We start from the raw sequence: 26692 nt of genomic DNA, 5'->3' as shown, positions 1-26692 counted from the left end.
AAATGCAAACAGCCTTATTGTACCGGGCCGTTGGGGTTATAATAGCGAACTTCGCAACTATTGACGCCTCATAAATTCTAAATGTTCAGACCATTACCGTTTTTTGTCGGCCTCAGATATACCCGGGCCAAACGAAGGAATCACTTCATTTCCTTTATTTCACTCATGTCGATGGTTGGGCTGACCCTGGGGGTCTGTGTACTGATTATTGTCATGTCAGTCATGAACGGTTTTGACCGGGAACTGAAACAGCGCATTCTGGGTATGGTTCCCCATGCCACCATTACGTCAGCATCGGGCGGTATGCAAGACTGGCAGAATATTCTGGAACAGGTCTCCGGACAGGATGGGATTGTTGCTGCAGCTCCTTTTGTGGATGGTCAGGGGATGCTGACCAGTGGCAGCCAGGTTCGTGGGGCCATGGTTTACGGGATTGATCCGGCCTACGAAGAGCAGGTTTCAATTGTTAATCAGCATATGGAGCAGGGATCTCTCGACAACCTGAAACCCGGAAGGTTTGGCATAGTGCTGGGTGAAATCATGGCCCAGTCTCTGGGGGTCACAACCGGTGACAAGGTGACCATGGTTCTACCCGAGGCGAATGTGAACCTTGCCGGTGTTTTCCCCAGACTCAAGCGTTTCACTGTGGTCGGTATCTTTTCGGTAGGTGCTGAAGTGGACGGCAGTCTGGCTTATATCAACATTCAGGATGCTGCACGATTCATGAGAGTCCCTGAAGGTGTTGAAGGCATTCGGCTGAAAATGGAAAATCTGTTTGCTGCACCCAAACTGGCCTGGGATGTAGCTATTCAGCTGCCCGGTCGTTACTACGTGCAGGACTGGACTCGAACCCAGGGGCAACTGTTTCAGGCGATCCAGATGGAAAAAACCATGGTGGGCCTGCTGTTGACGTTGATTGTTGCGGTAGCGGCATTCAATATCGTCTCTACTCTGGTGATGGTGGTGACTGACAAGCAATCAGATATCGCTATTCTGAGAACACTGGGCGCCAGTCCGAAAACTATCATGGGTATCTTTATGGTACAGGGCTCTCTCATTGGTGTTGTGGGCACATTACTGGGGGTTGTACTCGGTATTATTGCTGCCTTGAACGTTTCTGAAATTATTTCAGCTCTTGAGTCCTCACTGGGTATCCAGTTCCTCAGTCCGGACGTTTATTTTATCAGTTATCTGCCTTCTGAATTGCAGTGGCGCGATGTTGCTGTCATCAGTATTGCAGGTCTGTCCATGAGTTTCCTGGCTACTCTGTATCCTGCCTGGAGAGCGTCTAAAACCCGGCCAGCAGAGGCACTTCGTTATGACTGAGTCCGTAAAAGTAATATTGGAGTGCAGGGCACTTGCCAAAAGTTTTGATGAAGGCCCTGAAAAGCTGGAAGTATTGAAAGACCTGAATCTGGTAGTCGCTCCCTCTGAAAGGTTAGCGGTGGTGGGCAGTTCCGGTTCAGGGAAGACGACATTACTGCAACTGCTGGCCGGACTGGATCGTCCTACTTCCGGTGAAATCAGAGTCTGCGGCTATGATCTGTCGACGATGAAAGAGGCCCGGCAGAATGAGCTGAGAAATCGCCACCTCGGTTTTGTGTACCAGTTTCATCATCTGTTACCCGAGTTCACCGCCCTGGAAAATGTCTCTATGCCTTTGCTGCTAAGAAAGAAAATGCCCATCAGGCAGATTAAGGAGAGAGCAGAACGGCTTTTGGAGGCAGTGGGGTTGCTGGCAAGGGCCAAACATAAGCCCGCAGAATTATCCGGTGGCGAGCGCCAGCGTGTAGCCATTGCCAGAGCCCTGGTCACCGAACCTGATCTGGTGTTTATGGATGAACCAACGGGTAACCTTGATCCTAACACTGCCGAAAAAGTACACGGTTTAATGGCGACTCTCAGCAGGGAGTTCAAGACCAGTTTTATTGTGGTAACCCATGACACGAGTCTGGCCAGGCAGATGGATCGGGTGTTTCGACTGGAGTCTGGCAGGTTGATTATGGATTCTTAAGCCTGCCGAAGCTGCAAAAACGCTATGCTCACTGGCATGGTTAATGAGGCTTTGATAGCATGGGCATGCGGCAATATTGCGGTTTGCCCCATGCATCTGCTACTGCACAGGGTGTGCAGGTTATCTCGATACTGAGTACTTTCTTTCGATATTGTTGTCTATTAATCTCTTTTTTTATTCCCAATTGGTAGAGACCTATGCTTTCCTATTTGCTGGCTGGTGACCACGGTATTCCTCTGACTCTGATTGAAACTTCAGATTATGATCGTTGGTTTGATGAGCAGTCAGAGCCTCTTCAGAACTGGCTGACCTGCACAGACTACAAAGGAAAAGGCATCAGTCTGATCCCCGGTGAAGAAGGTGTCATGGGGCAGGTCATTGTGGGGGTTGAAGATCTCTCCAGTCACTTTATCTGCGGTGATCTGGTCAATCAGCTGCCAGCCGGAGACTACAAACTTCAGGGGGATGAAAACCTGCTCAAACTGGCTGCATTCAGCTGGGGACTGGGTGCCTATCAGTTTAACCGCTACAAAAAAACTGATCAGAAAGAGTGTCCAAGGTTGATTCTGCCGAGCCAGGCTCAGGTTGAAGAAGCTGAAAAGTATGTTAAAGCGGTGGCTAGCGTTCGTGATCTGGTAAACACCCCGGCAGGTGATATGATGCCTGAGCATTTGGGCGAGGCAGTGGCAAAGCTGGCTGAAGAGTTCGGTGGCAAAGTCAGTCAGATTGTAGGTGATGAGCTGTTGGCCCAAAATTACCCCACCATTCATGCGGTAGGCCGTGCCAGTAGCCATGCGCCACGACTTATCGATATGACCTGGGGTGACGAGAAGCATCCATTGATTACTCTGGTGGGTAAGGGCGTCTGCTTCGACAGTGGTGGTCTGGACATGAAAGGCTCAGCGGGTATGCGCTTGATGAAAAAAGATATGGGCGGTGCCGCTCACGTCATTGGACTGGCGCGTTTGATTATGGACTTCAATCTGCCTGTTCGTCTGAGAATGCTGATTCCAGCCGTAGAAAATGCGGTTGCCGGCAATGCCCTGCGTCCCGGCGATGTTGTGAAAACCCGCCAGGGTCTGACAGTAGAAATTCACAACACCGATGCAGAAGGTCGTCTGGTTTTGTGTGAGGCTCTGACCGAGGCCAGTGCCGAAAATCCTGAAATGATTGTCGATTTCGCCACGCTGACTGGCGCCTGCCGTATAGCCCTGGGTACTGAAGTGGGTGGCTTTTATACCGACGATACGGCTTTGGCGTGTGAACTGATGCAGGCAGGTGATAAAACGGAGGACCCGGTCTGGCGCCTGCCGTTGCACAAGGGCTACAAATACATGCTTAAAAGCGAAATCGCTGACATGACCAACTGTGCCAGGGAGCCTTATGGGGGTTCTATTACTGCGGCACTCTACCTGCAGGATTTTGTCGGCAAGGACATTCCCTGGGTTCACTTTGATATCATGGCCTGGAATATTCGTAATCAGCCAGGTCGTCCTGTAGGTGGAGAAGCTTTCGGGGTTCGTGCCATGTTTGAAGTACTGCTGGATCGCTACGGCCATTAATCTGACTGTTTGTCCCGTCCTGCAATCAATTGATTCAGGACGGGATAGCGGACGAGGTAATCTGTATTTTTGCAAGGCGAGGCTATCTGCCAGGCTGCCTTCTGCCAGCAGGCGATCAGTAGGAACCCTTCCAGACTGCCTCCCGGAGAATAAGCAACAAGATACAGTGCGCTAGCCCCTGACTTTGGCACGGGTTGCCCGGCCAGGGCGACGCCCGGCAGTGCCCAGGCAACAATCTTCGATAAGCAGGTGTGGCAAGATCGATCATGTTATTGCTTCTGTCAGGTGCTCAATCGTTCATTCTACAAGTCAATTTCTTCTGAGCGTATAGATTTCTGGAATGCTAATTTATCTGTATTTAACCAAGCTGTTGATTCACAATTCCATCCCGGAATACAAAAATCTTCTGTGCAATGCACAGCATCAAACTCGGTAGCTACTCGTTCCCAGTCGATATAATCATCATTTTCTGCATGGGGGAAGTTTTTCACTAAATTTTCATATTTTTCAAAGGAATCAATCTTTAATATTTTTGCCGTTTCTGAAACTTTAAACTGAGCAGCATCGTTTCCTAACCAGAATCTCAAACTATTTTCTCTACACCACTCTATCCAGGCAGTTGTACATTTGCTGCTTGTGGCGTCTTTTTTTAGAGTGGAGGTCCAAAAAGCATTATCAGGTTTATCTGATGGTATTCTCAGCCACAATGGGATTGCGTTATTTTTAGTGATAGAAGAACTAAGTATGTGTCCGTTTTTTACTTTTGCCACTTTTCTGGTGGTGATTAATCTTTGCAAATCAAAGTATTCATTACCTCTGGGTATAAACACCTGAGATGAATGATAATCTTCAGACGTCGTAACTTGACTGGTTGCAGCACAGGCTTGAAAGTTTGTTGACCCAAAGGGCTGGATAGGGGCTGAATTCACAGTATATTCCTTTCATGTTTTCTTTCTAGAGTGCTCATTCATCATAAAGTTCATAACAATCTTGTTAGCGCATCTAACGTATGCTTCCAGTTCGTTCAGGTGCTTCGCCTTCATCACCCGACGCCCCTCTGGCTCAGGTTTGAATTGAGCGTTGAATTTGAAACCAGTGTAAGAATGAAGACGATCGTGCTATAACCCCAATGTCTGAGCCCATCACGCAAAGTAAATACCAAATCTTTGTAACTTTCACTAAGTCGGTAAAACTGGAAATTGTCATGGTCTGGCGAAAAAAAGTGACCTCTCTGGCCGACCGAACCTTCAGGGAGTTTGTCAAGGAAAGGTGCGCCAAAAAGCCCTGATGCTTTCTAAGTGATCCAAATTCGCCAATCATCCGTAATAGCTCTAATATTGAGTTTTGAGACCTTACTTAATCACCGCAAGAAGGTGTTTTGTATGTTAAGAGTACTCTATCGTCTGCCTGACCTCGCCTTCGCCCAAAAGCTGAACGACCTTGCCGAAGCTGAAGGGGTCTCTCACAATCGAATCCACATCGCTCACAAAGATCATCTGGCGACGCAGAAAAAGCATTTGAATGATCTGTCCTTTATCGAAGAATACGACACGGTTCGTTCAGGTGAGAGAGGTTTTCTCATTGGTATCCTGCTGACAGTACTGACCGGCCTTGCGGTCCATGAATTAATGGCGGCGCATCCGGTTGCCCCGGTGGTCACTTTTTTCGCATGCATGGTGGTACTGGGTTACTCGACTTGGCTGGGGGGGTTGATTGGCGCTTCCAGTGACAACTTCAGGCTCCAGCCTTTCCATGATCACCTTGAACAGGGTGGCTCTGTAGTCATGCTGGATGTTGAATCCAATTCTGTTTCTAAACTGATGCGCGTCATCGCAATTCACATTCCTGAGGCGGAACCGGCTGGCAGTAGCCAAAGGCTGGACAACCCCTTCATGGGATCCTGGTTACTCAGAAAACATTCGTGAGGCAAGGTTATGAATCTGAAAACACTGACTGCCGTTGTTCGCCAAAAGCAGACGCATCTGGAGCTGATTTCGGCTGAAGGTGACATCTATTTGTGCCGGATTAACGACAGGGAATGGCTTACCGAGCGTGCAGAAAATAAGCCCAAAGTCTTTCACAGCATTTTCGAGGCCAAATACACTTTAGGCAAGGATCTGTCGGATCAACTGGATATGGTGATGTTTTCAGCCTATGACGAAATGATCAGCTCAGGCGATTCCGGTGAAGGTAAAACTATCCGTCATGGGCTTTTAAAAATTGATCGATAGCCCGACACCATTGATCGCTTGATCGATCAGGCAACAGGTTCTGATCTCGTAAGTTGAGTCTGAATTCCACAACTGAGCGCCATTCCGTGGAGCCGGGATCAGGGCCGTGTCCCATGCCATCGCCTGTGGGTACTCTCGACTCTGCATACTCATACCAGCTTTCGGTACACATCGACTTTTCTTCTGGTCGACCATGATAAGAACACCCCGTCAGAAACAAGCCGATGACTAGCCCTGCCAGAAGATTGTGAGACTGCATCGCCTGCCCTCCTCCGTTTATTGAATCCCCGCTAAAAACCCCGTAATCATCACCGAGGACGTGAAGGCGGGGATCTGAGCCAGGCTTGCAAAGCAAGCCTCTGGAGCTATTCTACAATGGTCGTCTCTTCAGAGACGATAGCATTCTCCAATTTAAAAGCCTAAGCATCGATCGACCTTTGCAGAATTAATCAAGGTTCGCAGAAGAGAAAATGTCCGTTTTAGTCGATCAGACCTGCTTCACGTGCCTGGGCAGTGAGGGGCTCGCGGAAATCCGGATGAGAGATGGCAATCAGGGCTGCAGTACGGTCTTTGAGGGGTTTGTTGTGCACGTCGGCAACACCGTACTCTGTGACAATGAACATAGCGTCACTGCGTGGTGTGGTCACCGGTGTTCCGGCGGGCAGGGTCAGTTGAATGCGGGATTCCAGGCCGTTTTTGCCTTTGAAGACAGACGACAGGGCGATAAAGGACTTACCACCTTTGGACATGCCAGCGCCGCGAACAAAATCAAGCTGACCACCTGTGCATGAAATCTGGTTCAGACCAACACCTTCAGCCGCAATCTGGCCGGTCAGGTCGCACATCAAAGCTCCGTTGATGGAAATGAAATTATCCTGTTTAGCTATTTCTTCCGGCCTGTTCAGCGTTGACAGGGGCATGACATGGGTGTCGTCGTTGTTATCCAGAAAATCCAGAAGGTCCCGACTTCCTACAGCCAGTCCGTAAACCAGTTTGTTTTTGTCAATGGTTTTATTGCTGTTATCAATAGCGCCAATTTTAATCAGGTGCAGCAGGGAGTCTGTCATCATTTCCGAATGCACGCCCAGATTCTTTTTGTTTTCCAAACCATAGGCAACCGCATCTGAGAGTCCGCCAAAACCGATCTGAATGGTGTCTCCATCATTAATGTAAGGCAGAATGTGGCTCGCAATACTCTGTTCCAGTTCGCTTGGCTGGGCCTGTGGCGCGAAGGGCAGTTCGTGATTGCATTCAACCAGTTTGTCAATCTGGTCTACATGAACAAAGTTACTTTCACCTTTAAGATAGGGTACCTGGTCGTTAACAACCACGATCACCTTTTCGGCATTTTCGACCACGCTGTCGCCTAACAGGGCACCGATATGACCCAGACTCATAAAGCCATTTTCATCAGGTCGGGAAACTTCCATCAACAGAACATTCGGCTTCATGATGTTTTTCATAAAGCTCTGCGTCTGGGAAAAATGCACAGAATTAATCTTTATATTGCCATGAGGTCCCAGAAATTTTCTCTCCAGTGGCCCGGTAAATAAACAGTTGTAATTGATGTGGCCTTTAAATTCTGCCTTGAGAAAATCAAAAGGAAACATTAATAGTGCGCCGAACAATTCAACGTCTTTCAATTCATCTTTACGATGACAAAGCTGTTTAAGAACCGGGATAGCAACACCATTGGCACCACCAATCCAAACCCTGTCCCCGGACTGGATTTCATTTGCCGCACTTTCCAGGGGTGACCATTTACGATCGTAGGTTGATTGCCAGTTTTTGATATCAAATTGAGCAGTCATAGTGACTCCTTTTTTATTTGCACAGAGTGACCCGCCCCGAAAATATCTGTAACTCAGGGTCTTGTCTGGTAACGTTGAGGTCTTCACTTTACATCAATGTTCCATCAAAAACTTGGCAGAGTGCGCCATGTACTTGTTTGTTACCGACTGTCAATAAAGGGTTTGATTTGAGCCATATTTCGTACCGTTTTATTTTTAAACGTTGAAGGATTGGACATTGTGGTACTTCCTTGGCGACAAACCTGTCCAGCTTTTAAACGCTCTGGAAAAACTGCTCAAATCGCCAAACCCTAACTCATAGGCGACAGTGGAAAGGGGCGTATCGCCGGACTCAATCAGGGCAATCGCTTTTTCATGGCGTATTTTGTTAACCAGTTCCCGGTAACTCAGCCCCAGCTCTGTCAGTTTTCTCTGGAATGTACGACTGCTCATATTCATCAGGCTTGCCATTTCACCAGTCGTTGGCGGTATAAGCGGGCTCAACTCCAGGAGTGAGCGACTGACTTTTAAAACAAGGTTGCTTTTTTCGATCATTAACAGCTTTTTCTGAACCAGTGACTCATTTGCCTGAAGCAGCTCTGGGTCAGAGGTGCGCAGAGGCTGATCCAGTGCATCAACACTGAATTCTATGCGAAACTGAGACATGGAGAATTTCAGAGTACTTTCCAATTTCCCCTCAAGTCTTTTGTGGTATGTCGGTTGTTCAAATGGCAGGTGTATCGTGATTTTGGCTTCATTGTCCCAGCGTATTACCCTGGTAACAGCTGAAACCAGGGCCATCATGCCATGTGTGGTCAGGTTGACCTGTTTATCGAGAGCGTCACTGTCAATTAATAATAATGTGGCTGTCCCGGCTTTTTCATTGAAGATGATTCGGGTAGTTGTCGTGACCAATGATTGATACATCTCCAGTTTTTCAATTCGTTGCCTGAGTGATGCAGCACTCCATAAGACGATACCCAGCGACTTGATATCAAGCGGTTGGAGTGAAAGCCCCAGATCGACCGGTAACAGCGGGTTATCAGTTTGCTCCACGGCCCAGTAGAGCAGCCTGCGAGCGCCATCAACCGGGACTGGCCTGTCGCAGTATGACCAGCTTTCAAGAGGAATATTGAAATGCTCGGGAGGTAATGGATCCACCCCATGTTTCTGTAATTGCAGATTAATCAGGTCAAACCAGCGTCCACTGACCGTTCCGCGGTATTTATTAATCACTTCCGATGATGAATCGTTAAAAGACATTTTACGGTACATAAATTTCCGGTTCGTTGAAGAGGTGTGCTGTTAAACGTGCAAACTTGATGGATTAAACTTTCAACCTGGTCTGGGGGGCGACTGGCAGTCCAGCGACGAAAGGCGCATGAAGTTCCGGCGTGTTTGCCATTGTGGTAATGTTTGCATCACTGTCGTTCGGCACTTTTAATGCCTGTTTCAGATTATACCGCTCAAAAAGAGACTTGAAACGGATACTTTCGTGATTCAAACAACGAGCTAACTTCCTTTGGCTGTGATTGCTTTTTCGGCAGAAGACAGTGTCAGAGAGCGAATATACCTATTGTTCATGTGATTTACTGATTAATGTCTCGAGGGAAACCCTTCCCATTACCGTTCAATCCACAATGACGTGTCATCCCGGACTCTCTATCCTCACTGCTGAGTTCAATAAATGAACAGGAAAAAAGCTTTAAAGGCCAATAAACGATGGGTAAAGCTGATTTTTATCCCACGCATAAAGATCAACAGGGTCAGGGGCAAAGTGACTCAATGCCTCCACTGAAATGACCACTGAGCCAGCTGGCGGAAAAGTAATAGTGAACTTACTCTGTAGAATAACGGTCTAAATATATAACTTATATCAATAATGCAGAGGGCCTGATCCATTAGTTTTGGGCACTTGATTTGTGTGAACTGCTTATAAAATGATCGCCCGATAGGTGATTTCCGTTATATCCAGGGGCCTTTCAGACGAGGGGAATGGTACGGAAAGATTGATGAGCAAACAGCCAAAAGCCGGGAGCTCAGCCTTTCCCCGATCGTCAACTGATTGTCTGAAAGGGCGTCAATTTCATTATAAATAAAGTGGGGTATGGTATGGGTGAAACTCAATCTCTATTCGAACGCATGGCCAGCACGAGCCTGGTTCTGAGGATAATCGCAGGTATTGTAATGGGGGCAGGCCTTGGGGTCGTCGCTCCTGATACCGCTATCTCTTTCTCTTTGCTGGGTTCTCTGTTCGTTGGTTCCCTCAAAGCAATAGCACCTGTTCTGGTCTTTGTACTAGTGGTGGCTTCTATTGCCAACCAGAAGAAAGGTCAGCACACCAACATGAGGCCCATCATCAGCCTCTACCTGATCGGCACCCTGGCGGCCTCTCTGACGGCCGTTGCCATGAGCTTTGCTTTTCCGGTTACTCTCACTCTGGTCACTAATGAAGCCAGTGCCAACCCGCCCCAGGGCATTGGTGAAGTTCTGAACACCCTGTTGTTCAACATTGTCCAGAATCCCGTTGAAGCTCTGATGACCGGTAATTTTATCGGTATTCTGACATGGGCTATCGCACTGGGGCTTGCTCTGCATCGTGCTTCTGATAGCACCAAGCGTTTTATTCATGACCTTTCCGATGCGGTATCCAACGTCGTTCGGTTTGTTATCCAGCTGGCACCTTTTGGTATCTTCGGTCTGGTCGCCAACACCATAGCCCAGACTGGTTTCTCTGCTCTGGCTGAGTACGGGCAGCTGTTGATGGTTCTGATCGGTTGTATGCTGATTATTGCGCTGGTCGTGAACCCGCTGATCGTGTTCGCCAAACTCAGGCGCAACCCATACCCACTGATTTTCCAATGCCTGCGTGAAAGTGGTGTAACCGCATTTTTCACCCGTAGCTCCGCCGCTAACATTCCAGTGAACATGGAGCTTTGCAAAAAGTTGAACCTGCATGAGGATACATACTCTGTATCCATTCCTCTGGGAGCGACCATCAACATGGCGGGCGCTGCCATCACCATCACTGTAATGACTCTTGCTGCTGTCAATACTCTGGGTATCCAGGTGGACATGCCAACGGCTCTGATTCTGAGCCTGATTGCTGCTGTGTCTGCCTGCGGCGCCTCAGGTGTGGCAGGTGGCTCTTTGCTGCTGATTCCTCTGGCTTGCAGCCTGTTCGGCATCTCTGCTGATGTGGCTATGCAGGTTGTTGCCGTTGGTTTTATCATCGGTGTTATCCAGGATTCTGCTGAAACGGCATTGAACAGTTCAACCGACGTTTTGTTCACTGCTGCAGCCTGTATCTCTGCTGAAGAGAATGGTCAGGCTGTCGATGTCATCCGGCAAGCTAATGCCTGAGACTGAAGTATTTTTCAGTACTTAAAAAAAACCGCCAGCTGATTCTGGCGGTTTTTGTATTGGTTGAAGCAATCAGGAATCCCTGAGGTCGAACCGGTCAAGATCCATCACTTTCAGCCAGGCGGCAGCGAAGTCGTGAACAAACTTCTCACCGGCGTCGTCCGAACCATAGACTTCGGCTACTGCACGGAGTTCGGAGTTTGAACCAAAAATCAGATCTACCCGGGTTGCGCTCCACTGACTGGCCCCGGTTTTACGATCGTGTCCTTCAAAAATATTTTCATCCACCGATGTAGCTTTCCACTCAGTGTCCATATTCAGCAGATTGATAAAGAAATCATTGCTCAGGGCATCTGATTTAGAGGTGAAAACCCCATGCTGACTCTGGTCACTGTTGGTATTCAGAACACGCATGCCAGCAACAAGTACCGTCATTTCAGGGATAGTCAGGGTCAACAGCTGAGCCTTGTCGATTAAAAGTGCTTCCGCAGGAACATCCATAGTATTTTTTTGATAGTTTCTGAAGCCGTCCGCTAGAGGCTCCAGTAGCCGGAAGCTCTGAACATCCGTTTGCTGCTGTAAAGCATCCATACGACCAGGGTTGAATTTCAGGTCAATAGTGTAGCCTGCATTTTTAGCAGACTGTTCAACAGCGGCACAACCACCCAGGACAATCAGGTCGGCCAGGGAAATCTTTTTGTTACCTGATTGAGAACCATTGAACGCTTGCTGGATATCTTCAAGCTGCTGCAGAACGCGAGTAAGTTGTTCTGGCCTGTTGACCTCCCAACTTTTCTGGGGCTCCAGCCGGATTCTGGCGCCATTGGCGCCACCACGCATATCCGAGCCTCTGAAGGTTGAGGCAGAAGCCCAGGCGGTTGATACCAGTTCACTGATTGAGAGAGTAGAACCCAGAATCTGTTGCTTGAGCACAGCCTGATCCTCCCTATTGATCAGTTCATGATCAACAGAAGGAATGGGGTCTTGCCAGATCATTACTTCGCTGGGCACTTCCGGACCCAGGTAGCGTGAAATGGGTCCCATGTCCCGATGAGTCAGCTTAAACCAGGCTCGGGCAAAGGCATCGGCAAACTGATCCGGATGTTCATAAAAGTTTCTGGATATCTTTTCATAAGCTGCGTCAAAACGAAGTGACAGATCGGTAGTCAGCATGGTGGGCTGATGACGTTTTGTTGGATCATGGGCATCAGGAATAGTGTCTTCACTGTCTTTGGCCACCCATTGATAGGCTCCGGCCGGACTTTTGGTCAGTTCCCATTCGTGTTGGAACAGATTTTCAAAATACAGGTTGCTCCACTGGGTTGGCTGGCTGGTCCAGGTCACTTCCGGACCACCCGTAATGGTATCGCCGGCTTTTCCAGATCCATGGCTGCTGCTCCATCCCAGTCCCTGCTCGGTTATGTCTGCTGCTTCGGGTTCAGGACCGACCAGAGATGGGTCACCCGCCCCGTGACACTTGCCAAAAGTATGGCCACCTGCAATCAGGGCAACGGTCTCCTCATCGTCCATCGCCATGCGTGCAAAAGTACTCCGGATTTCCATAGCAGCAGCTTTTGGGTCAGGATTGCCATTAGGACCTTCGGGGTTAACATAGATCAGGCCCATCTCGACGGCGGCCAGTGGCTTTTCCAGATTACGTTCACCGATGTGGCGCTCGTCTCCCAGCCAGGTTTTCTCGTTGCCCCAGTAAATATCTTTTTCTGATTCCCAGATATCTACTCGCCCGCCGGCAAAGCCAAAGGTTTTAAAGCCCATTGTTTCCAGAGCCACATTACCTGTCAGAATCAGCAGGTCAGCCCAGGACAGTTTTCGGCCGTATTTCTGTTTAACAGGCCAGAGCAAACGACGGGCCTTGTCGAGATTGGCATTATCTGGCCAACTGTTAAGGGGGGCAAAACGCTGGCTACCCGTTCCTGCACCACCACGGCCATCAAGATTGCGATAGGTTCCGGCACTGTGCCAGGCCATCCGGACAAAGAGAGGACCATAATGACCAAAGTCGGCGGGCCACCAGGACTGGGAGTCGGTCATCAGTGATGTGAGGTCGGTCTTGACCGCCCCGAAATCCAGGCTGTTGAACTCAGCCGCATAATCGAAATGCGCACCCATCGGGTTTGAAGCACCACCGTGTTGACGCAGAATTTCCAGATTTAATCGATTGGGCCACCAATCCTGGTTGGAAGTACCACTGCCAGCGGCATGATGCATAATCGGACATTGATTAACAGACATACAAAGCCTCCGATTCGTTCCTGTAGAAACGCAGAACAAACTTCTTAAGGTCAAGGTAGCCGCTCAGAAAGTGTCAGAGAGGTCGCCTGACTAGGAGCCTGACCGAGAATAGACTGCCCTACTGCGGTGGCAGCAAATTGGTCTGAAAATCCGCTTTTGTTCGTCAAATAGCTCGCTATTCTCCTCACAAAACCGAATTTTCATCCTCAATTTTCTGCCGTCCTCGCTACGGGCGCTATTCTCGGTCAGGCTCCTAGGACGAGGCCACCCAGATGCAGTCGGACTTAAGTCAAAAGGATCGGATGATTGTGAAGTTTAAGAGCCATTGGCTGTGTAAGCAAATGAAACAGTGACTTCATTTGAGTAAGGTTTTAGTCTCAGTCAATCACTGCTTCAATAAGTTCCGGATCAATGATCAAAGTCCCTGAGCAAGCTGAACTGACCGAGGCATGAAACTTTGCGATCAAACGACCAGATGGTTTTGCATCGAAGCCCGTAAGTACTCAACCATAGGAAATCATATTTTCTGACTCATTGCTCAGGTGCTCGCGGCAACTGCTCCTGCGTTGCTCTGGCTCCTGCATCCATACAAAGTCCATCTGTCTTGCAGTTTTCTCAGCAAGTTCCTGACTGTGCAGCAAACTCACCAGGGAAAGACTCATATCGATTCCGGCGGTAATACCGGCTGATGTCATAATAGAGCCGTCTTTTACCCAGCGCTGGTCTGAGACCACATCCAGTTTTGGATAATGTTGCCTGAGGTCAGGAATATCTTCCCAGTGCGTAGTGACTTTCTGATCGGTCAGAATACCCGCTTCGGCCAGGATAAAAGCGCCAGTACAAACGGATGTTGTCATGTGTGCACTGGCTGAAAAAGTTCGAAGCCAGTCCAGTACCTGAGGCTTTTTCAATTCAGCATGATGGACACCGCCAACCACCATCAGTAAGTCAACAGGGGGGTGATTGTAGAACCCATAGTCAGGGTTCACGCTGTATCCGGCTCGGGCAGTAACGGTTTCACCAGTCTCTCCTATCAGAAAGACATTAAAAGGCTCGCCGTCTGCACAGACCCGGCTGGCTGTTGAAAACACTTCATAAGGACCGGAAAAATCCAGTACTTCTGCATTGTCGTATATATAGATGGCAATGTTCATGGATTCTTATTCTTGATTTGAGTGCTATTCAGTTTCTCGAATATAAAGAAACCCGGCCAGCGAGACAAGCGATAAAGCAGAGAAATATGTCTCGGAGAATTTCGAACCCCTCGCAGCACTCAAAGTCACTGACTTCAAAGCCCATCTTTTGTCACCAGATTTTTGTCTGAATTTCGGCTCAAAAAGGACATCAGTTGTTCTAAATTCGGATTTGCGAACAGGGTAAACAGGACGCGTTCACAGGATTCCCCTGCAACCAGACTCATCTTGTTCACTTTGTGTTCCGACCAGAGGTTCTCGAAAAAAAAGCAGCCACTTTCTGGATAGGAATACGTTTTGACCGTTTCAGGAATGTAGCTTGGCGTATAAAAAAACTTAGAATAAAGTCTGGAAAAAAACGTTTCTTGTGCGCGTTCAGCAAAAGACAGCTCTCCGCCGGAGTATGTACCGTTTTCCTGCTCGCATGGCGAAACGACTGTTAACATTGATAAACTGGTCCAGTCATAATGCCAACCCAGATGCGATATTTCCGGGAAGTCTGAATTGAGCGTATATTTTAGTATGCTGGCGTGAAATGGCACTCTCTGATCGGACCAATTGCCTAGTTGAGCCATTTTTTCCAGGCTGGAACAGGTGAAATCAGCCACTGATTCAGTGACATTTTTTTTCTCAAGATAGGCTCTCACCTGATCTTCGTCAGCTAATTTACAAGACCTGTCAAATGCGATAACGGGTGCCAGCATTTCACCTGAACAAAATGCCCCGAGCACTGGCACATTATAGCGATCCTTGTGGGGACTGCTGTCCAGGAAATTTGGGTAGTATTTCATTTCTTTTTCATGGGCCAGATACTCTAATCTGTTATCGGCAAAGGCATCAAAGCTTCTGGCTTCTTTTGCGTCCTTGTATACCTTAAGCATTAAGTTTTTATCTAAAAAGTTATCGTATCTGGCAATAAACCGGCCACTAAATGTTGGTTGAGTGGTATCCCCTGTCTCTTGACCGATTTTAGCGCGCCATTGGTCGAGCAGTCTGTTATTGTTTCCTGGCTGAATCCATGCTTCTCTCATCATCAAGTCCTCCTTGAAAAATTAAATGGTCAACCTCTCTAACTTGGTACAAAAGTTCTGATCATTCTTTAAATTAGACATTGGCAGTTATGAAAAAGTTCCATGCTGATTTCAACGGCATCTTGCATCTCTTCCATGGGCTCGCCCTGATGGGACTCAGAAAATGCAATTGATATAAAAAAACCGGCATCGGGGTCGGTTGTGAGAGGCACTGATGTTTACCCACGACAAGGGTAAACACCAGGCAGATGTTGGCGCCGCCAAAGCCGAATCTTTTGGAGATAGGTTGTCATTTCCCGATCATCATGACCGGGGCTCAGGTTAAAACAAGCATTCAGTAGTAGTTGACTAAATTTAAATGGTTATAATATAACATAACAATTCAGGGCGTACTCAACCGCATATTCACTTGGACCGGAACTATCCGTCATGACTCAACTACCCGTCACTGTGCTGTCAGGCTTTCTTGGCGCAGGAAAAACCACTGTACTGAGCCACATTCTTAACAACCGTCAAGGTAAAAAAGTGGCCGTTATCGTTAACGATATGAGCGAAATCAATATCGATGCAGCACAGGTAAAAAACGAAGTCTCACTGAGTCACCAGGAGGAGAAGCTGGTGGAGATGAGTAATGGCTGTATTTGTTGTACCTTGCGCGAAGATCTGTTGCTGGAGATCAACAAACTGGCACAGGAGGCACGTTTTGATTACCTGGTGATTGAATCCACCGGCATTTCCGAGCCTTTACCCGTCGCTGAAACCTTTACCTTTGCTGATGAAAAGGGTGAATCACTGTCTGATGTCGCCACGCTGGATACAATGATCACTGTGGTAGATGCGGTGAACTTCCTCAAGGATTATGACGAGGCGAAATACCTTCAGGAAACCGGGGAGTCTTTAGGTGAAGAGGATGAACGCAGTGTCGCTGATTTATTGGTAGATCAGGTTGAGTTCGCCGATATACTACTAATCAGCAAAACCGATTTGATAGAACAACCCGAACTGGAACGTTTGACTGCGATTCTGAAAACACTCAATACCAATGCCCGAATCATTCCCATTGCTCATGGTCAGGTAAATGTTGACGAAGTATTAAACACTGGGCTGTTTGACTTTGAGCGCGCACAATCAGCGCCAGGCTGGCTTAAGGAAATGCGCGGGGAACATTTGCCGGAAACCGAAGAATACGGCATTGGAAGTTTTAGTTACACCGCCCGCCGACCCTTTCATCCAGAAAAGTTTTACCAGTTTCTCCACTCGGCAAGAGACTATGGAAAACTGATTCGATCCAAAGGCTACTTTTGGTTGGCCTCCCGTCCGGAATTTGCAGGCCAATGGAGTCAGGCTGGCGGTATTGCACGTTATGGTTTCGCAGGGATGTTTTGGAAAGCTGTCCCGAAAGAGAACTGGCCCACCGATGAAGATTCCCTCGCCTCCATCAAGAGTAACTGGGTAGAACCTTTCGGCGATATGCGTCAGGAGCTTGTTTTCATTGGTCAGGGTTTGGATCAACACGCCATCACTAAAGCCCTCGACTATTGCCTGTTAACAGAAGACGAGGTTCTCAAAGGTAAAGAGTACTGGGCAAGTTTGAGTGATCCTTTTCCTGGTTGGGGAGAAAGTCAATGAAGACAACATCACTGGGACAATGCACGTTGACTGAAGATCAGATCAAACAGGCTGCAGAGTCTGACTACATGAATACTGAGCAACTGGATTTCTTCAAGCACCAACTGTTACTGCTTCACGAATCGACAGAAGCTCGGATTCAGGAAGCCAAAAGTCAAATGGCCAGCCCACCGGAATTGAACGATGACAGTGATAGAGCATCCTGGGAAGAAGAGTGCAGTACTTCGTTGCGGATTTTAGATCGAGAACAAAAATTGCTGTCCAAGATCAGACAGTCACTGGAGCGTATACGATCAGGTACCTATGGTTACTGTCTTGAATCAGACGAGCCTATAGGAATCCCCCGCCTTCTGGCAAGACCCACAGCTGAATACTGTGCTGAAGTGAAAGCCCGGATGGAATACAGGGAACAGTCATACCGGGACTGAAGGTGTCAGTTATTGAAATAAGCTGCCGTAAAGATTCAACAAGAACGTTGATTTCATGCCATCAGGACATGGATTGGAGAAGACAGTAATCCGACCTATAGTGATTGCAGTACAATTCTATTTCATTCATACGGAGGCTGGGATCGAATATGCTTTCTATTGAAATGGGCAGGAAAGACGGCATTGCTCTTCTGGAACCTCATGGACCTCTTTCAAAAGAGGATTTTATTTCTGCCGCTCGACAAATTGATCCTTTGATTGAAGAGAGAGGAGGGCTGGCCGGGTTGATTATCCATACTGATCACTTTCCCGGCTGGGAATCCTTTGGTGCACTGGTCAGCCACATCCGGTTTGTGAAAAACCATCACAAACATCTGAGAAAAATTGCCATTGTGACGGATGCAAAAGAGATGGGGGCAAGGGAAAAAATGGCCAGCCACTTTATTGCCGCAAAAATCAGGCACTTCAAATACGAGCAGCTGGAGGCGGCAAAGCTCTGGATTCAGGAAGAGGATTGAGTTGTAAGTGAGCAGGCTGATTTCCTTGAGCATTGCACTTCAGAGGTGTTAGGGCATTTGATTTTTAGCCACGGTATTTGTGAAGGACTTCAACAATTTCCACCTGGTAGTCAAGGTACCAGAGTGCTTTGCCTTTTTTTTGGGCTATCAGGTGTTCGGGGTTGTTCTTCCAGGCATGGATGCTGTTTTTGTCTGGCCAGTATGAGATGGCCAGCTCCTGATCACCTTCAGTAGAGGCTATAAACTCAATACAACCGTATTCATCCAGGGCCAGCTCACGCATGCGCTGGGCCAATTCAAGGTACTCTTGATCCAATTGTTTGACTGTAGCTCTGAAAATGACAGCGTACATGGTCGTTCCCTGATTGGAGTTTTTGAAGACTCCTGAAGTGAATGGGCATTATTAACAGAGAGCACTGCAGAAGAGGCCAGGCATTCAGTGGACATTGCAACAAATCCCGGAATAGCTTCCTGTTTAGAGCACTTTTGTTTTATTAAGCGACATTGTACCAGTGTTTTTTATCGAAAGGTATAATTAGTAGCTCTCAGGAGGCTGAGCCCTTCAGGCTGGCAGGGCCTGAAAATCAGGCCCTGAGAGGTTATTAACGGTTGGCTGTTTTTTGTTTTGTCTGAATTTGAACCAGATCCACCAGAACCATTCCAGCTTCCTTGATAAAGGCGTCTGTTTCTTTCTTTTTCTTTTTGATTTCTGAAGAAGATTCTTCCTGCTCGGCTGCTTCCAGTTCATCCAGATTGTTTAACAGGGGTTCCCCTTTGGCCTTTCTTAGCCGGTTCTCAATAGCCAGCCTCTGGCTACGCATGGTCTGGATTTCGTGCTTGCGCTTTGCTTCGTTCAGCGACACTTTTTCCTGATTTTCGTAGCGGGACAGGTACTCCTTCATTTCGTTCAGATAGACGAAATCCGGGTCCTCATCTGTTCGCTTGCGGTGCTTATCATCGAGAGGTTGCAGATAAGGTTTCATATCTGAATACTTTCTGTAAGGGATTGGCTTGATGGTGTCCCAGGGCAGGGCGTCAGGCAGTTTGCTTTCGCCGATATCACGTCCGTCATAGAGTGATGGAAAGGCAATGTCGGGCAGCACACCCTGGTTCTGGGTGCTCTGACCGGAAATACGGTAGAACTTGGCCAGGGTCAGTTTCAGCTGTCCATGGTTAAGCGGCTGAATGCTTTGAACGGTACCCTTTCCGTAAGTCTGACCACCAATCACCAGTGCCCGTCCATAGTCTTGCATGGCACCGGCAAAGATTTCTGAAGCGGAAGCACTCAGGCGGTCAACCACAACGGCCATGGGGCCACTGAAGACCTGGGTTGGGTCCGGGTCCTGCTGACGCTCGGTACGACCTCTGCTGTCCCGAACCAGAACTGTTGGGCCCTGATCAATAAACAGGCCAGTCAGCTCATTGGCTTCCTGCAAAGAGCCACCACCATTGCCACGAAGGTCTATGATCAGGCCGTCCAGGTTTTCTTTCTTGAGCTTTTCAAGCAGCTTGCGCACGTCGCGCGTCGTGCTCTTGTAGTTGGGATCACCGGACTGAGCGGCTTTGAAGTCTATGTAAAAGGTAGGAATTTCGATAACCCCTATACGCTTGTTTTTATTATTCTGTTTAAATTCCAGAATGTGACTTTTCGCGTCTTGTTCTTCCAGCTTGACCTTGTCACGAATAATTTCGTAAATACGGGTGTTGCTGCTTTTGCTGGACCCCGGAATAACTTCCAGTCTGACCAGGGTTTTCTTTTTACCACGGATCAGTTTAACCACATCATCCAGACGCATTCCTACGACATCTTCCAAGGCGCCTTTCTGGCCCTGGCCTACGCTGATGATTTTATCGCCGGGCTTCAGCTTGCCTGCTTTATCGGCAGGACCACCGGGAACTATGCTGACCACTTTTGTGTATTCATCCTCGGCAGACAGCACTGCACCAATACCTTCCAGAGAAAGGCTCATATTAATGTCAAAGTTCTCGGCAGTCTGAGGCGAAAAATACTGGGTATGGGGATCGAAAATCCCGGTGAAAGAATTAATGTAGGTCTGGAAAACGTCTTCACTTTTACTCTGATGCAATCGGCGTAAGAGGTTGGTGTTACGTCGTTTCAATTGATCTGCAATTTCTTCATCGGTTTTGTTGTTCAGCTTTAAGGTCAGTACGCTGTCCTTGAACTGCTTTTTCCAGAGGTCACGCTGGGCCTTTTTATTGGCCAGCCAGGGCTGCTCCTTGCGGTCAACAATCAGGTCTTCGTTCTTTTTCAGGTTCAATTTGTCGACTCCCTGCTTGACCTGAGCCAACATGTAGCGGGCACGTTCTTCTGCCCTGACTGTGTAGCGATTGAATATTTCAAAAGCAGGTTTCAGGTCGCCGCTCTTGAGTGAGCTGTCGAGCTTTTCTTTGTAGGGGGCAAACTGATCAATATCGCTTTGCAGGAAGAAGCTGCGGTTGGGGTCCAGACGATCGAGATAGCGCTGAAATACTTTTTCACCACTCTCTTTGTCCAGCTCAATTTTACGGTAATGGTTACGTGACAGCAGTTGCACCACATTAACACTGGCAATGGCCTGCTGCAGGCTGGGCTTAAGTTCTTCAACCGGGCGCTCAAGATTCTGGTCAGTGGCAAAAACCGAGCTGGTGGTTAAACAGAGCGCGGTGAACAGGGCAAAAAAAACCGATGGTATTTTCCTGGCGTTTAGCAGGGTCGGTATCATGGATTGTGAAGCTCCGTGTCGTTTTTCGATATCGGGTGTGCCGCCTCGGCTCATGAAGGATTACGTCCTTATTACAGAGTGCCTAAGACGACGTTCATCGACTATAGGACACTCCATCCCACTGTGCCTGAAACACTTGTACCAAAATATTCAGAACGTTCGTTACAGCCTATTTTGCACCGGAAATAGTCCAGAGCCTGTCAAAGCTTTGTTACCGGGTGATACTGCGTTTGGCGCATTTGGCACTGCTGGCTCCCAGACAGTTGGTCCATAGACCCATCCCAAAGCATTGGTTGACCTCTATTTTTAAGTTACCAGTGCTTTGGGGGCTTTCTCAATCAGTTTTCTTTTGTGATTGTGAATATCCCCTGAGACATAATACAGTCTATAACTGAATGCAGCCAGTCAGTGGACTGTCAGAGTCGCTTCAGGTTGGTAAACCCTCATTCAATGAAGCTCGATAATGGAGGTATTTTCATGATACCTGTATCGGCTTGATCAACGAGGATTGAGTAAAGATGCAAGAGAGCAAAAACTTTCACGGACTTATGGCTATTGACAAGGCATTGCAATGGCGATCTTTTCCCGATAAGCCTCCGGGTAAAGATCAGGTAAAAGTTCGCGTAGTGGCCGCAGGTCTTAACCGTGCCGACCTGTCGCAACAGGCCGGAACTTACAATCCACCAGAAGGTGTAACGCCCGTTATGGGACTGGAATGCTCCGGGATTATTGAGACGGTTGGAGCCAATGTCAGCCAGTGGTTGCCGGGTCAGCAGGTGTGTGCGTTGTTGCCGGGTGGAGGACTGGCGACCAGCGTAGTGTGTGATCAGCGGCTGTTGCTGCCGGTTCCCGGGTCGCTGAGCCTCGTGCAGGCAGGTGGCATTGTTGAGGTTTACACAACCGCCTGGCTAAACCTGTTTCATCGTGGCAAGGTCAAAGCCGGAGACAAGGTTCTGCTGATGGCGGGTGCCAGCGGTGTGGGTACTGCAGTTCTTCAATTATGCGACCATTTTGGCATTGATGTAACGGTAGTGGTCGGCAGTGATGAGAAGCTGCAATTCTGCAGAGAGCTGGGAGCAAAAAATGGCCTGAACAGACATAGGCAGGATTGGCAAGTTCTTAATGCCTTTGGCCCCTTTGATATGGTGTTGGATTGCTGTGCCGGAGACTGGCTGGAAAGATACCTGCCTTTAATGAATAACGGCGGAAGAATTGTCACTATAGGTTTAATGGCAGGCCGAAAAGCACAATTGGATATGGGGCTGTTGTTAATGAAAAGAATTCAGGTGATGGGATCAACCCTGCGCTTTCTGCCAATTACCGAAAAAGAAAGGTTGTTAACCGAATTAGTGGAAAAGGTTTGGCCTTTATTTGCTCTGGGCCAATTAAAACCGATTATTGATACGGTTCTTCCCATAGAGCAATATCAGAAAGCGTATGATTTAATGGCATCCAATAAAACAACAGGCAAGGTGATTCTTTCCTTGCCTGCGTAATGATTTTGAGTCGCTTTAAAACAGTCATAAAGGCCTATGATTATTCTGCTTTGGGCTTTGGAAGGCGCTCGGCAGAATGTATCAGTTATAGCCGAGCTCAAAGCATTCGTTGCCTTCAGGCTTGCTGGCTGGCAGCTGGCTGCTGTTTTTCATCAGAGGCTTCAGGTTTTTTGGGTAGGCAGTTGCATTGTATGCGCGAACCTGTGGGCGAATAGTGGTTTTCCGACTTTTAAATGGCGCAGAGTAGTGATGTTTCATAGTCTTTCCTGACCGTGCTGGCTTTTGCATGGATACCATTTAAGAATAACAGCAACTCAATCATTCGGTTAGTCTGAATTTGTACTTAAGTGAGAGTTTCAATTGCAGTTTGCAACGCTGTGTTATTAAAACGTTGCAAACTGTTGGAGGCGTCAAATTCTGGTGAGTTATACCAATCTTGCTTTCTAACTCCTGTGATGAGCATGGAGATTTGAGCCTTAAGACCAGGAGGTGTGAGGAGTCATAGCCTTAGCTGTGGCGACGATCGCCAACGCAGGATTAAGGCTCAAATCTTCAGCTCAATGGGGAGTTAGAAAGTTTGATTGGTATTAAACAGCTGTTTGATTCAACGCTGGAAAGATACTGGCATAGAAGTAATCTATGCCAGTACTGTATGTGCACAAAGATAGGTGGTGGCTCTGACTGTCAGGAGCTTTCAGGAAGCTGAACGTTGACTTCCAGGGTGGAGCAGTCACCATCTTTGTCCAGTCGGACGGAGATGGTGTTTTCAGCTACCTGAAAATACTTTTCTACGACTTTCAGTATGTCCTGTCTCATGGCCGGAAGAAAATCGTGGCCAGAACGGTTCAGTCTTTCGTGAGCAACCAGTATCTGAAGACGTTCTTTGGCCACTGATGCACTGCCTTCGGATTTGCTGGATTTAAAAAATTGCAGCAGACTCATGCACGACTCCCAAAAACTTTCTGGAGAAAGCCTTTTTTCGGAGGTTCAATAAACCGGTGGGGTAATTCAGCGCCCAGAAAACGAGCGACCATATCATTGTATGCCTGGCCGGCATCGGTGGTCTGCTGATGAATAACCGGAACACCGTGATTTGATGCCTTCAGTACGTCTTTGGATTCAGGAACAACGGCCAGCAAAGGGATGGCAAGGATTTCCTGAACGTCTTCAACATTAAGCATATCGCCCATTTCTACCCTCGTCGGGTTATAACGGGTCAGCAACAGATGCTCTTTAACAGGATCAAGCTTTTTTTCAGCTCGCCGGGATTTGCTTTGCAAAATACCCAGAATCCGGTCTGAATCCCTGACGGAAGAAACCTCGGGGTTCGTCGTTATGATAGCTTCGTCTGCGAAGTACAAGGCCATGAGCGCACCATGCTCAATGCCGGCAGGTGAGTCGCAGATAATGTATTCAAAATCTTTTGCCAGCTCGTCAAAAATTGCTTCAAGGCCTTCGAGAGTCAGTGCTTCTTTGTCCCGGGTCTGTGATGCCGGTAATACGCTCAGATTTTCAGTGTGCTTGTCTTTAATCAGCGCCTGATGAAGAGCTGCTTCGCCATTAATAACGTTCACAAGATCATAAACGACTCTGCGCTCACATCCCATGATAAGATCGAGATTTCGCAGCCCGACATCGAAATCAATCACGACGGTTCTGTGTCCTTTCATGGCCAGACCCGTGGCAAATGAAGCGCTGGTTGTGGTTTTACCAACACCGCCTTTTCCTGACGTTACAACAATTATGCGTGCCAAGTTCAAATCCTGTGAATAGTAAGTGGTGGTTAATGTTCAAGTATTTATTAAAGCCTGCTGATGTGCAAGTGATCCTCAGTAAGCCTTATTAAGACAGACTTACCCCAGTGGCGGCTCCAGGATGATTCTTCCGTCTGATCGGTGAGCTTGTACTGACCGCTGATGGAAATCAGTTCGGCTTCGAATCGATGGCAGAAAATTCTTGCCTCAGGATTGCCATTAACCCCGGCAAGCGCCTTGCCTCTTAAAAGTCCGTAGACGTGTATGTGCCCGCCAGCCAGTAATTCTGCACCCGGACTGACCTGTGATAGTACAACCAGGTCGCCCGGGGCATAGACTTGCTGACCAGAGCGAACAGGTTGATCGATAATTTTTGTTTCTGAGTCTGAGGTGGCTGAGGTTTCTTCTTTTTGCTCAAAGCGAGCTGGCTCATGACGTTCGACCGGCATCGGTTGACCGTTCTGTTGCATCATGACCACATTTTTCTCTGACTTTGTCTTCTGAAAGGGTAGCCAGGCTATGCCTGCACGCTCCGCCGTATATCTGAACTGCTCGCTGCCACGGACGGCTACCAGAATCATACCGGACTCCCTTAGTCGCCCGGCAATAGCCCTCAGATCAGAGGCATCAATGGTTGCTTGTAACTTCTCCAGGGCCAGTACCACCGGTGTCTCCTGAAAGAAGTGGGGGGCTTTTTCCGACATCGCCTGCAACTGCCTGCTAAAGCTGATCAGACAGCTGTTGTGCAATTCAAGCGTAGTCAGCGTATAAATGCCGCCTTTGAGCTGGAATGCGGCTTTTGATGGCTTTGAGGTCAGAGTTGAATTCATGGCGGCCATGTTATTTACGGAAGTTAGGTCAGCAATGTTCTTGCTGTATCTGACGGATAATAGGAAAAAGTTACAATGCCTTTCATTTTCTGGCCTATCGCTCCGCATTGCTTGTCAGGCTACGATCAAAAGCAATATTTCTCAAGTCATTTTACAAGCTAGCCCCTGAGAAACATGACCTCGGTCCCGGCAGCTGAGATAATAGTGCCGGACAAGGGCAGGCTGATGCTTCGCTGATTATGCAAGTTTATTGAAACAGGGTTTCTGGTGAATAGATGAAGTCGGATGAATTAAGTAACACTACGGAAGCCGATCGCTTTCAGTGGTCCTACCTGAAACCAAAGTTCTGGCCAGTATGGCTGGGACTGGGGTTCACCGCTCTGGTGGCATTGCTTCCTTATTCTGTCATGGTGCTCCTCGGGCGTCTGGTAGGTCGTCTTTTATTGCGTTTTGGTGGTAGCAGGGTGCGTATTACCCGGGTCAATCTGGAAAAGTGTTTTCCCCACATAAGTGAGGCGGAAAGGGACGCCCTGTTGCAGAAAAACTTTGAGTCGGTTGGCATCGGTCTGATGGAAGTCATCATGGCCTGGTGGTGGCCAAGAAAGCGACTTGAACGACTGGTGACCTATAAAGGTCTTGAAAATCTCAATTCAGAGACTGGCCAGGGTAACCTTTTGTTGATTCTGCATTTTACAACCATAGAAATATCGGGCGCTCTGATTACGCTAAGGCACAGTGTCGACGCGACCTATCGTGAACACAAGAATCCTGTTTTTGAATACATGCAGAGAAGGCAACGTCTGCGTTATGACCGGGGGAGTCGTCTGTTAGGCCGAAGGGATGTAAGAGGTATGCTGAGATCCCTGAGACAGGGAAAAACCGTCTGGTACTCTCCCGATCAGGATTATGGTCCCAAGCAAAGTGTTTTTGCTCCTTTCTTTGGTGTTCAGACCGCATCGGTGACTGGCACTTCCAGAATGACCAAAATGGGTAAGGCCAGAGTGGTGCCCATGGTGGTCACCCGAAAACCGGGTTCCGAGGGCTATGTTCTTGAGGTGTTTGAGGCCTGGAAAGACTTCCCCCGGGGCGATGATCTTCAGGATGCGATCCGGGTCAATCAATTTGTAGAAGAGCAGGTAAAGAAAAACCCGGATCAGTATATGTGGTTGCATCGCCGATTCAAGACCCGGCCTGAGGGTGAGGTGGGTTTTTATAAAAAGTAATTGCTATGATCTGATGGCTTCTGGGTCTGAAACCATTTTTGGCTTAATCATAATTAATCACTATTTTTCATAATTAATAATATTTAATTAAAAGTGAGGTTGTCATGGCTCAAAAAGACACGAAGGTACTAACTGCCCACGTGCCAATACCTTTGGCTGAAAAAGTGGAACTGCTCGCACAGAGACCTGAGCGATCACGTGGGTGGATCATCAAGCAAGCTCTTTCCGCCTGGATTGACCAGCAAGAAGAGCGTGACAGGCTAACCCGGGAAGCGCTGTCAGACGTAGACGCAAATGCTGTTATTGATCATCAGGCTGTGCAAGAGTGGGCAGAAAGTCTTGGGACTGATAACCCCTTGCCGGTTCCACCCTAGTGGAAATTAAGTGGACGAGCAAAGCCCTTTCTGATTTGTCGTGGCTGTACGATTTTTTAGCTCTGGTAAATAATCAGGCTGCGGCTAAAACGGTTCAGTCTTTGACATCCTGTCCAGACAGTCTGCTGGAAACCCCAAGGCTTGGTGAACGGCTTGAAACCTTTGGGCCTAGAAAAGTCAGAAAGATACTTATAGGGCAATATGAAATACGCTATGAAATCCAGAACTCAACCATTTATATTTTGAGGCTCTGGCATACTCGTGAAGATCGATAGAAGCA

26 protein-coding genes are annotated in these 26692 nt (G+C 48.0%); 13 read left to right on the top strand and 13 right to left on the bottom strand.

The window, feature by feature from the left end; all coding sequences use genetic code 11:
- Positions 1 to 81: 81 nt before the first annotated feature.
- The 3 genes from ACO6VG_RS22635 (at position 82) to ACO6VG_RS22625 (ending at position 3576) form a co-directional block, all read left to right on the top strand.
- Positions 82 to 1326, top strand: coding sequence for a lipoprotein-releasing ABC transporter permease subunit (locus tag ACO6VG_RS22635; protein ID WP_422138389.1), 1245 nt, complete (start codon positions 82 to 84; stop codon positions 1324 to 1326).
- Complete coding sequence (locus ACO6VG_RS22630; protein WP_422475748.1) at positions 1319 to 2014, top strand: ABC transporter ATP-binding protein; 696 nt, start codon at positions 1319 to 1321, stop codon at positions 2012 to 2014. Before ACO6VG_RS22635 ends, ACO6VG_RS22630 begins: the two co-directional genes overlap by 8 nt.
- Positions 2015 to 2211: 197 nt before the next feature.
- Positions 2212 to 3576: a leucyl aminopeptidase family protein gene (locus ACO6VG_RS22625; RefSeq protein ID WP_422134361.1), complete on the top strand. Its 1365-nt coding sequence runs from the start codon at positions 2212 to 2214 to the stop codon at positions 3574 to 3576.
- A gap of 302 nt (positions 3577 to 3878) precedes the next feature.
- Here ACO6VG_RS22625 and ACO6VG_RS22620 read toward each other — a convergent pair whose 3' ends face one another.
- A complete protein-coding gene (locus tag ACO6VG_RS22620; RefSeq protein WP_422475746.1) occupies positions 3879 to 4505 on the bottom strand; it encodes a hypothetical protein in 627 nt (208 codons plus the stop codon).
- Between the two features lie 453 nt (positions 4506 to 4958).
- Between ACO6VG_RS22620 and ACO6VG_RS22615 the strand changes: the two genes are divergently transcribed.
- Together ACO6VG_RS22615 and ACO6VG_RS22610 are read left to right on the top strand one after the other, a co-directional pair.
- Positions 4959 to 5501 carry a hypothetical protein gene (locus ACO6VG_RS22615; RefSeq protein ID WP_422134358.1) on the top strand — a complete coding sequence of 181 codons (543 nt, stop codon included), beginning with the start codon at positions 4959 to 4961 and terminating at the stop codon, positions 5499 to 5501.
- A 9-nt stretch (positions 5502 to 5510) separates the two neighbouring features.
- On the top strand, positions 5511 to 5807 hold the full coding sequence (locus ACO6VG_RS22610; protein WP_422134357.1) for a DUF6482 family protein: 297 nt from the start codon (positions 5511 to 5513) through the stop codon (positions 5805 to 5807).
- On the opposite strand, the gene ACO6VG_RS22605 is transcribed toward ACO6VG_RS22610, so the two are convergent.
- The 3 genes from ACO6VG_RS22605 to ACO6VG_RS22595 all read right to left on the bottom strand — a co-directional run bounded on the left by ACO6VG_RS22605 (position 5790) and on the right by ACO6VG_RS22595 (position 8860).
- The gene (locus ACO6VG_RS22605; protein WP_422134356.1) at positions 5790 to 6002 is read right to left on the bottom strand and encodes a hypothetical protein; all 213 of its coding nucleotides are present in this window, start codon (positions 6000 to 6002) and stop codon (positions 5790 to 5792) included. The genes ACO6VG_RS22610 and ACO6VG_RS22605 overlap by 18 nt on opposite strands.
- 284 nt (positions 6003 to 6286) lie before the next feature.
- Positions 6287 to 7618, bottom strand: coding sequence for an acetyl-CoA hydrolase/transferase family protein (locus tag ACO6VG_RS22600; protein WP_422134355.1), 1332 nt, complete (start codon positions 7616 to 7618; stop codon positions 6287 to 6289).
- A 195-nt stretch (positions 7619 to 7813) separates the two neighbouring features.
- Positions 7814 to 8860 (bottom strand): helix-turn-helix domain-containing protein, encoded by a 1047-nt coding sequence (locus ACO6VG_RS22595; RefSeq protein WP_422475744.1) that lies wholly within the window; start codon positions 8858 to 8860, stop codon positions 7814 to 7816.
- Positions 8861 to 9709: 849 nt separating this feature from the next.
- Between ACO6VG_RS22595 and sstT the strand changes: the two genes are divergently transcribed.
- The gene (gene sstT, locus ACO6VG_RS22590; RefSeq protein WP_422134353.1) at positions 9710 to 10960 is read left to right on the top strand and encodes a serine/threonine transporter SstT; all 1251 of its coding nucleotides are present in this window, start codon (positions 9710 to 9712) and stop codon (positions 10958 to 10960) included.
- A gap of 72 nt (positions 10961 to 11032) precedes the next feature.
- Here the strand turns inward: sstT and katG are convergent, their stop codons facing one another.
- From katG to ACO6VG_RS22575, 3 genes are all read right to left on the bottom strand, one after another.
- Positions 11033 to 13213, bottom strand: a complete 2181-nt coding sequence (katG, locus tag ACO6VG_RS22585; protein ID WP_422410276.1) for a catalase/peroxidase HPI — start codon at positions 13211 to 13213, stop codon at positions 11033 to 11035.
- 503 nt (positions 13214 to 13716) lie between these two features.
- On the bottom strand, positions 13717 to 14367 hold the full coding sequence (locus ACO6VG_RS22580; protein ID WP_422134351.1) for a DJ-1/PfpI family protein: 651 nt from the start codon (positions 14365 to 14367) through the stop codon (positions 13717 to 13719).
- A 134-nt stretch (positions 14368 to 14501) separates the two neighbouring features.
- The gene (locus ACO6VG_RS22575; protein ID WP_422410280.1) at positions 14502 to 15440 is read right to left on the bottom strand and encodes a hypothetical protein; all 939 of its coding nucleotides are present in this window, start codon (positions 15438 to 15440) and stop codon (positions 14502 to 14504) included.
- A 426-nt stretch (positions 15441 to 15866) separates the two neighbouring features.
- On the opposite strand from ACO6VG_RS22575, the gene zigA reads away from it, so the two are divergent.
- From zigA to ACO6VG_RS22560, 3 genes are all read left to right on the top strand, one after another.
- On the top strand, positions 15867 to 17066 hold the full coding sequence (gene zigA / locus ACO6VG_RS22570; protein WP_422410282.1) for a zinc metallochaperone GTPase ZigA: 1200 nt from the start codon (positions 15867 to 15869) through the stop codon (positions 17064 to 17066).
- Positions 17063 to 17494, top strand: coding sequence for a TraR/DksA family transcriptional regulator (locus tag ACO6VG_RS22565; RefSeq protein ID WP_422134348.1), 432 nt, complete (start codon positions 17063 to 17065; stop codon positions 17492 to 17494). The genes zigA and ACO6VG_RS22565 overlap by 4 nt, the downstream gene beginning before the upstream one ends.
- Positions 17495 to 17643: 149 nt before the next feature.
- Entirely contained in the window at positions 17644 to 18012 is a 369-nt protein-coding gene (locus ACO6VG_RS22560) for an STAS/SEC14 domain-containing protein (protein WP_422134347.1), read from the top strand.
- 64 nt (positions 18013 to 18076) lie between these two features.
- Here the strand turns inward: ACO6VG_RS22560 and ACO6VG_RS22555 are convergent, their stop codons facing one another.
- Both ACO6VG_RS22555 and ACO6VG_RS22550 read right to left on the bottom strand, forming a co-directional pair.
- Positions 18077 to 18364 (bottom strand): antibiotic biosynthesis monooxygenase family protein, encoded by a 288-nt coding sequence (locus tag ACO6VG_RS22555; protein ID WP_422138380.1) that lies wholly within the window; start codon positions 18362 to 18364, stop codon positions 18077 to 18079.
- A 250-nt stretch (positions 18365 to 18614) separates the two neighbouring features.
- Positions 18615 to 20789, bottom strand: a complete 2175-nt coding sequence (locus ACO6VG_RS22550; protein WP_422451547.1) for a carboxy terminal-processing peptidase — start codon at positions 20787 to 20789, stop codon at positions 18615 to 18617.
- A gap of 464 nt (positions 20790 to 21253) precedes the next feature.
- Between ACO6VG_RS22550 and ACO6VG_RS22545 the strand changes: the two genes are divergently transcribed.
- The gene (locus tag ACO6VG_RS22545; RefSeq protein WP_422134342.1) at positions 21254 to 22231 is read left to right on the top strand and encodes an NAD(P)H-quinone oxidoreductase; all 978 of its coding nucleotides are present in this window, start codon (positions 21254 to 21256) and stop codon (positions 22229 to 22231) included.
- A gap of 81 nt (positions 22232 to 22312) precedes the next feature.
- On the opposite strand, the gene ACO6VG_RS22540 is transcribed toward ACO6VG_RS22545, so the two are convergent.
- The 4 genes from ACO6VG_RS22540 to minC form a co-directional block, all read right to left on the bottom strand.
- A complete protein-coding gene (locus ACO6VG_RS22540; RefSeq protein ID WP_422134341.1) occupies positions 22313 to 22489 on the bottom strand; it encodes a hypothetical protein in 177 nt (58 codons plus the stop codon).
- A 426-nt stretch (positions 22490 to 22915) separates the two neighbouring features.
- Complete coding sequence (gene minE / locus ACO6VG_RS22535) at positions 22916 to 23173, bottom strand: cell division topological specificity factor MinE (RefSeq protein ID WP_422134340.1); 258 nt, start codon at positions 23171 to 23173, stop codon at positions 22916 to 22918.
- Entirely contained in the window at positions 23170 to 23985 is an 816-nt protein-coding gene (gene minD, locus ACO6VG_RS22530) for a septum site-determining protein MinD (protein ID WP_317142193.1), read from the bottom strand. The genes minE and minD overlap by 4 nt, the downstream gene beginning before the upstream one ends.
- Positions 23986 to 24032: 47 nt before the next feature.
- Entirely contained in the window at positions 24033 to 24815 is a 783-nt protein-coding gene (gene minC, locus ACO6VG_RS22525) for a septum site-determining protein MinC (protein WP_422134339.1), read from the bottom strand.
- A gap of 275 nt (positions 24816 to 25090) precedes the next feature.
- Here minC and lpxL point away from each other — a divergent pair, with 275 nt between their 5' ends.
- The 3 genes from lpxL to ACO6VG_RS22510 all read left to right on the top strand — a co-directional run bounded on the left by lpxL (position 25091) and on the right by ACO6VG_RS22510 (position 26687).
- A complete protein-coding gene (gene lpxL / locus ACO6VG_RS22520) occupies positions 25091 to 26038 on the top strand; it encodes an LpxL/LpxP family Kdo(2)-lipid IV(A) lauroyl/palmitoleoyl acyltransferase (protein ID WP_422134338.1) in 948 nt (315 codons plus the stop codon).
- A 104-nt stretch (positions 26039 to 26142) separates the two neighbouring features.
- Positions 26143 to 26412 (top strand): CopG family ribbon-helix-helix protein, encoded by a 270-nt coding sequence (locus ACO6VG_RS22515; protein ID WP_422475741.1) that lies wholly within the window; start codon positions 26143 to 26145, stop codon positions 26410 to 26412.
- Complete coding sequence (locus tag ACO6VG_RS22510; RefSeq protein WP_422138371.1) at positions 26412 to 26687, top strand: type II toxin-antitoxin system RelE/ParE family toxin; 276 nt, start codon at positions 26412 to 26414, stop codon at positions 26685 to 26687. Before ACO6VG_RS22515 ends, ACO6VG_RS22510 begins: the two co-directional genes overlap by 1 nt.
- Positions 26688 to 26692: the final 5 nt, after the last annotated feature.

It is taken from the genome of Endozoicomonas sp. ALB032, from assembly GCF_049310125.1.
GTDB lineage: Bacteria > Pseudomonadota > Gammaproteobacteria > Pseudomonadales > Endozoicomonadaceae > Endozoicomonas_A.
The sequence above is the reverse complement of the archived record's forward strand: the minus strand, read 5'-3'. Positions and strand labels throughout refer to the sequence as shown.

Coding starts and splice junctions, on each gene's coding strand:
- ACO6VG_RS22540 (WP_422134341.1), bottom strand. CDS start 22,489: ATGAAACATCACTACTCTGCGCCATTTAAAAGTCGGAAAACCACTATT.
- ACO6VG_RS22630 (WP_422475748.1), top strand. CDS start 1,319: ATGACTGAGTCCGTAAAAGTAATATTGGAGTGCAGGGCACTTGCCAAA.
- ACO6VG_RS22635 (WP_422138389.1), top strand. CDS start 82: ATGTTCAGACCATTACCGTTTTTTGTCGGCCTCAGATATACCCGGGCC.
- ACO6VG_RS22605 (WP_422134356.1), bottom strand. CDS start 6,002: ATGGTCGACCAGAAGAAAAGTCGATGTGTACCGAAAGCTGGTATGAGT.
- ACO6VG_RS22550 (WP_422451547.1), bottom strand. CDS start 20,789: ATGAGCCGAGGCGGCACACCCGATATCGAAAAACGACACGGAGCTTCA.
- ACO6VG_RS22580 (WP_422134351.1), bottom strand. CDS start 14,367: ATGAACATTGCCATCTATATATACGACAATGCAGAAGTACTGGATTTT.
- sstT (WP_422134353.1), top strand. CDS start 9,710: ATGGGTGAAACTCAATCTCTATTCGAACGCATGGCCAGCACGAGCCTG.
- ACO6VG_RS22555 (WP_422138380.1), bottom strand. CDS start 18,364: ATGTACGCTGTCATTTTCAGAGCTACAGTCAAACAATTGGATCAAGAG.
- katG (WP_422410276.1), bottom strand. CDS start 13,213: ATGTCTGTTAATCAATGTCCGATTATGCATCATGCCGCTGGCAGTGGT.
- ACO6VG_RS22600 (WP_422134355.1), bottom strand. CDS start 7,618: ATGACTGCTCAATTTGATATCAAAAACTGGCAATCAACCTACGATCGT.
- ACO6VG_RS22545 (WP_422134342.1), top strand. CDS start 21,254: ATGCAAGAGAGCAAAAACTTTCACGGACTTATGGCTATTGACAAGGCA.
- minC (WP_422134339.1), bottom strand. CDS start 24,815: ATGAATTCAACTCTGACCTCAAAGCCATCAAAAGCCGCATTCCAGCTC.
- ACO6VG_RS22565 (WP_422134348.1), top strand. CDS start 17,063: ATGAAGACAACATCACTGGGACAATGCACGTTGACTGAAGATCAGATC.
- lpxL (WP_422134338.1), top strand. CDS start 25,091: ATGAAGTCGGATGAATTAAGTAACACTACGGAAGCCGATCGCTTTCAG.
- ACO6VG_RS22560 (WP_422134347.1), top strand. CDS start 17,644: ATGCTTTCTATTGAAATGGGCAGGAAAGACGGCATTGCTCTTCTGGAA.
- ACO6VG_RS22515 (WP_422475741.1), top strand. CDS start 26,143: ATGGCTCAAAAAGACACGAAGGTACTAACTGCCCACGTGCCAATACCT.
- ACO6VG_RS22625 (WP_422134361.1), top strand. CDS start 2,212: ATGCTTTCCTATTTGCTGGCTGGTGACCACGGTATTCCTCTGACTCTG.
- ACO6VG_RS22575 (WP_422410280.1), bottom strand. CDS start 15,440: ATGATGAGAGAAGCATGGATTCAGCCAGGAAACAATAACAGACTGCTC.
- zigA (WP_422410282.1), top strand. CDS start 15,867: ATGACTCAACTACCCGTCACTGTGCTGTCAGGCTTTCTTGGCGCAGGA.
- minE (WP_422134340.1), bottom strand. CDS start 23,173: ATGAGTCTGCTGCAATTTTTTAAATCCAGCAAATCCGAAGGCAGTGCA.
- ACO6VG_RS22595 (WP_422475744.1), bottom strand. CDS start 8,860: ATGTCTTTTAACGATTCATCATCGGAAGTGATTAATAAATACCGCGGA.
- ACO6VG_RS22610 (WP_422134357.1), top strand. CDS start 5,511: ATGAATCTGAAAACACTGACTGCCGTTGTTCGCCAAAAGCAGACGCAT.
- ACO6VG_RS22615 (WP_422134358.1), top strand. CDS start 4,959: ATGTTAAGAGTACTCTATCGTCTGCCTGACCTCGCCTTCGCCCAAAAG.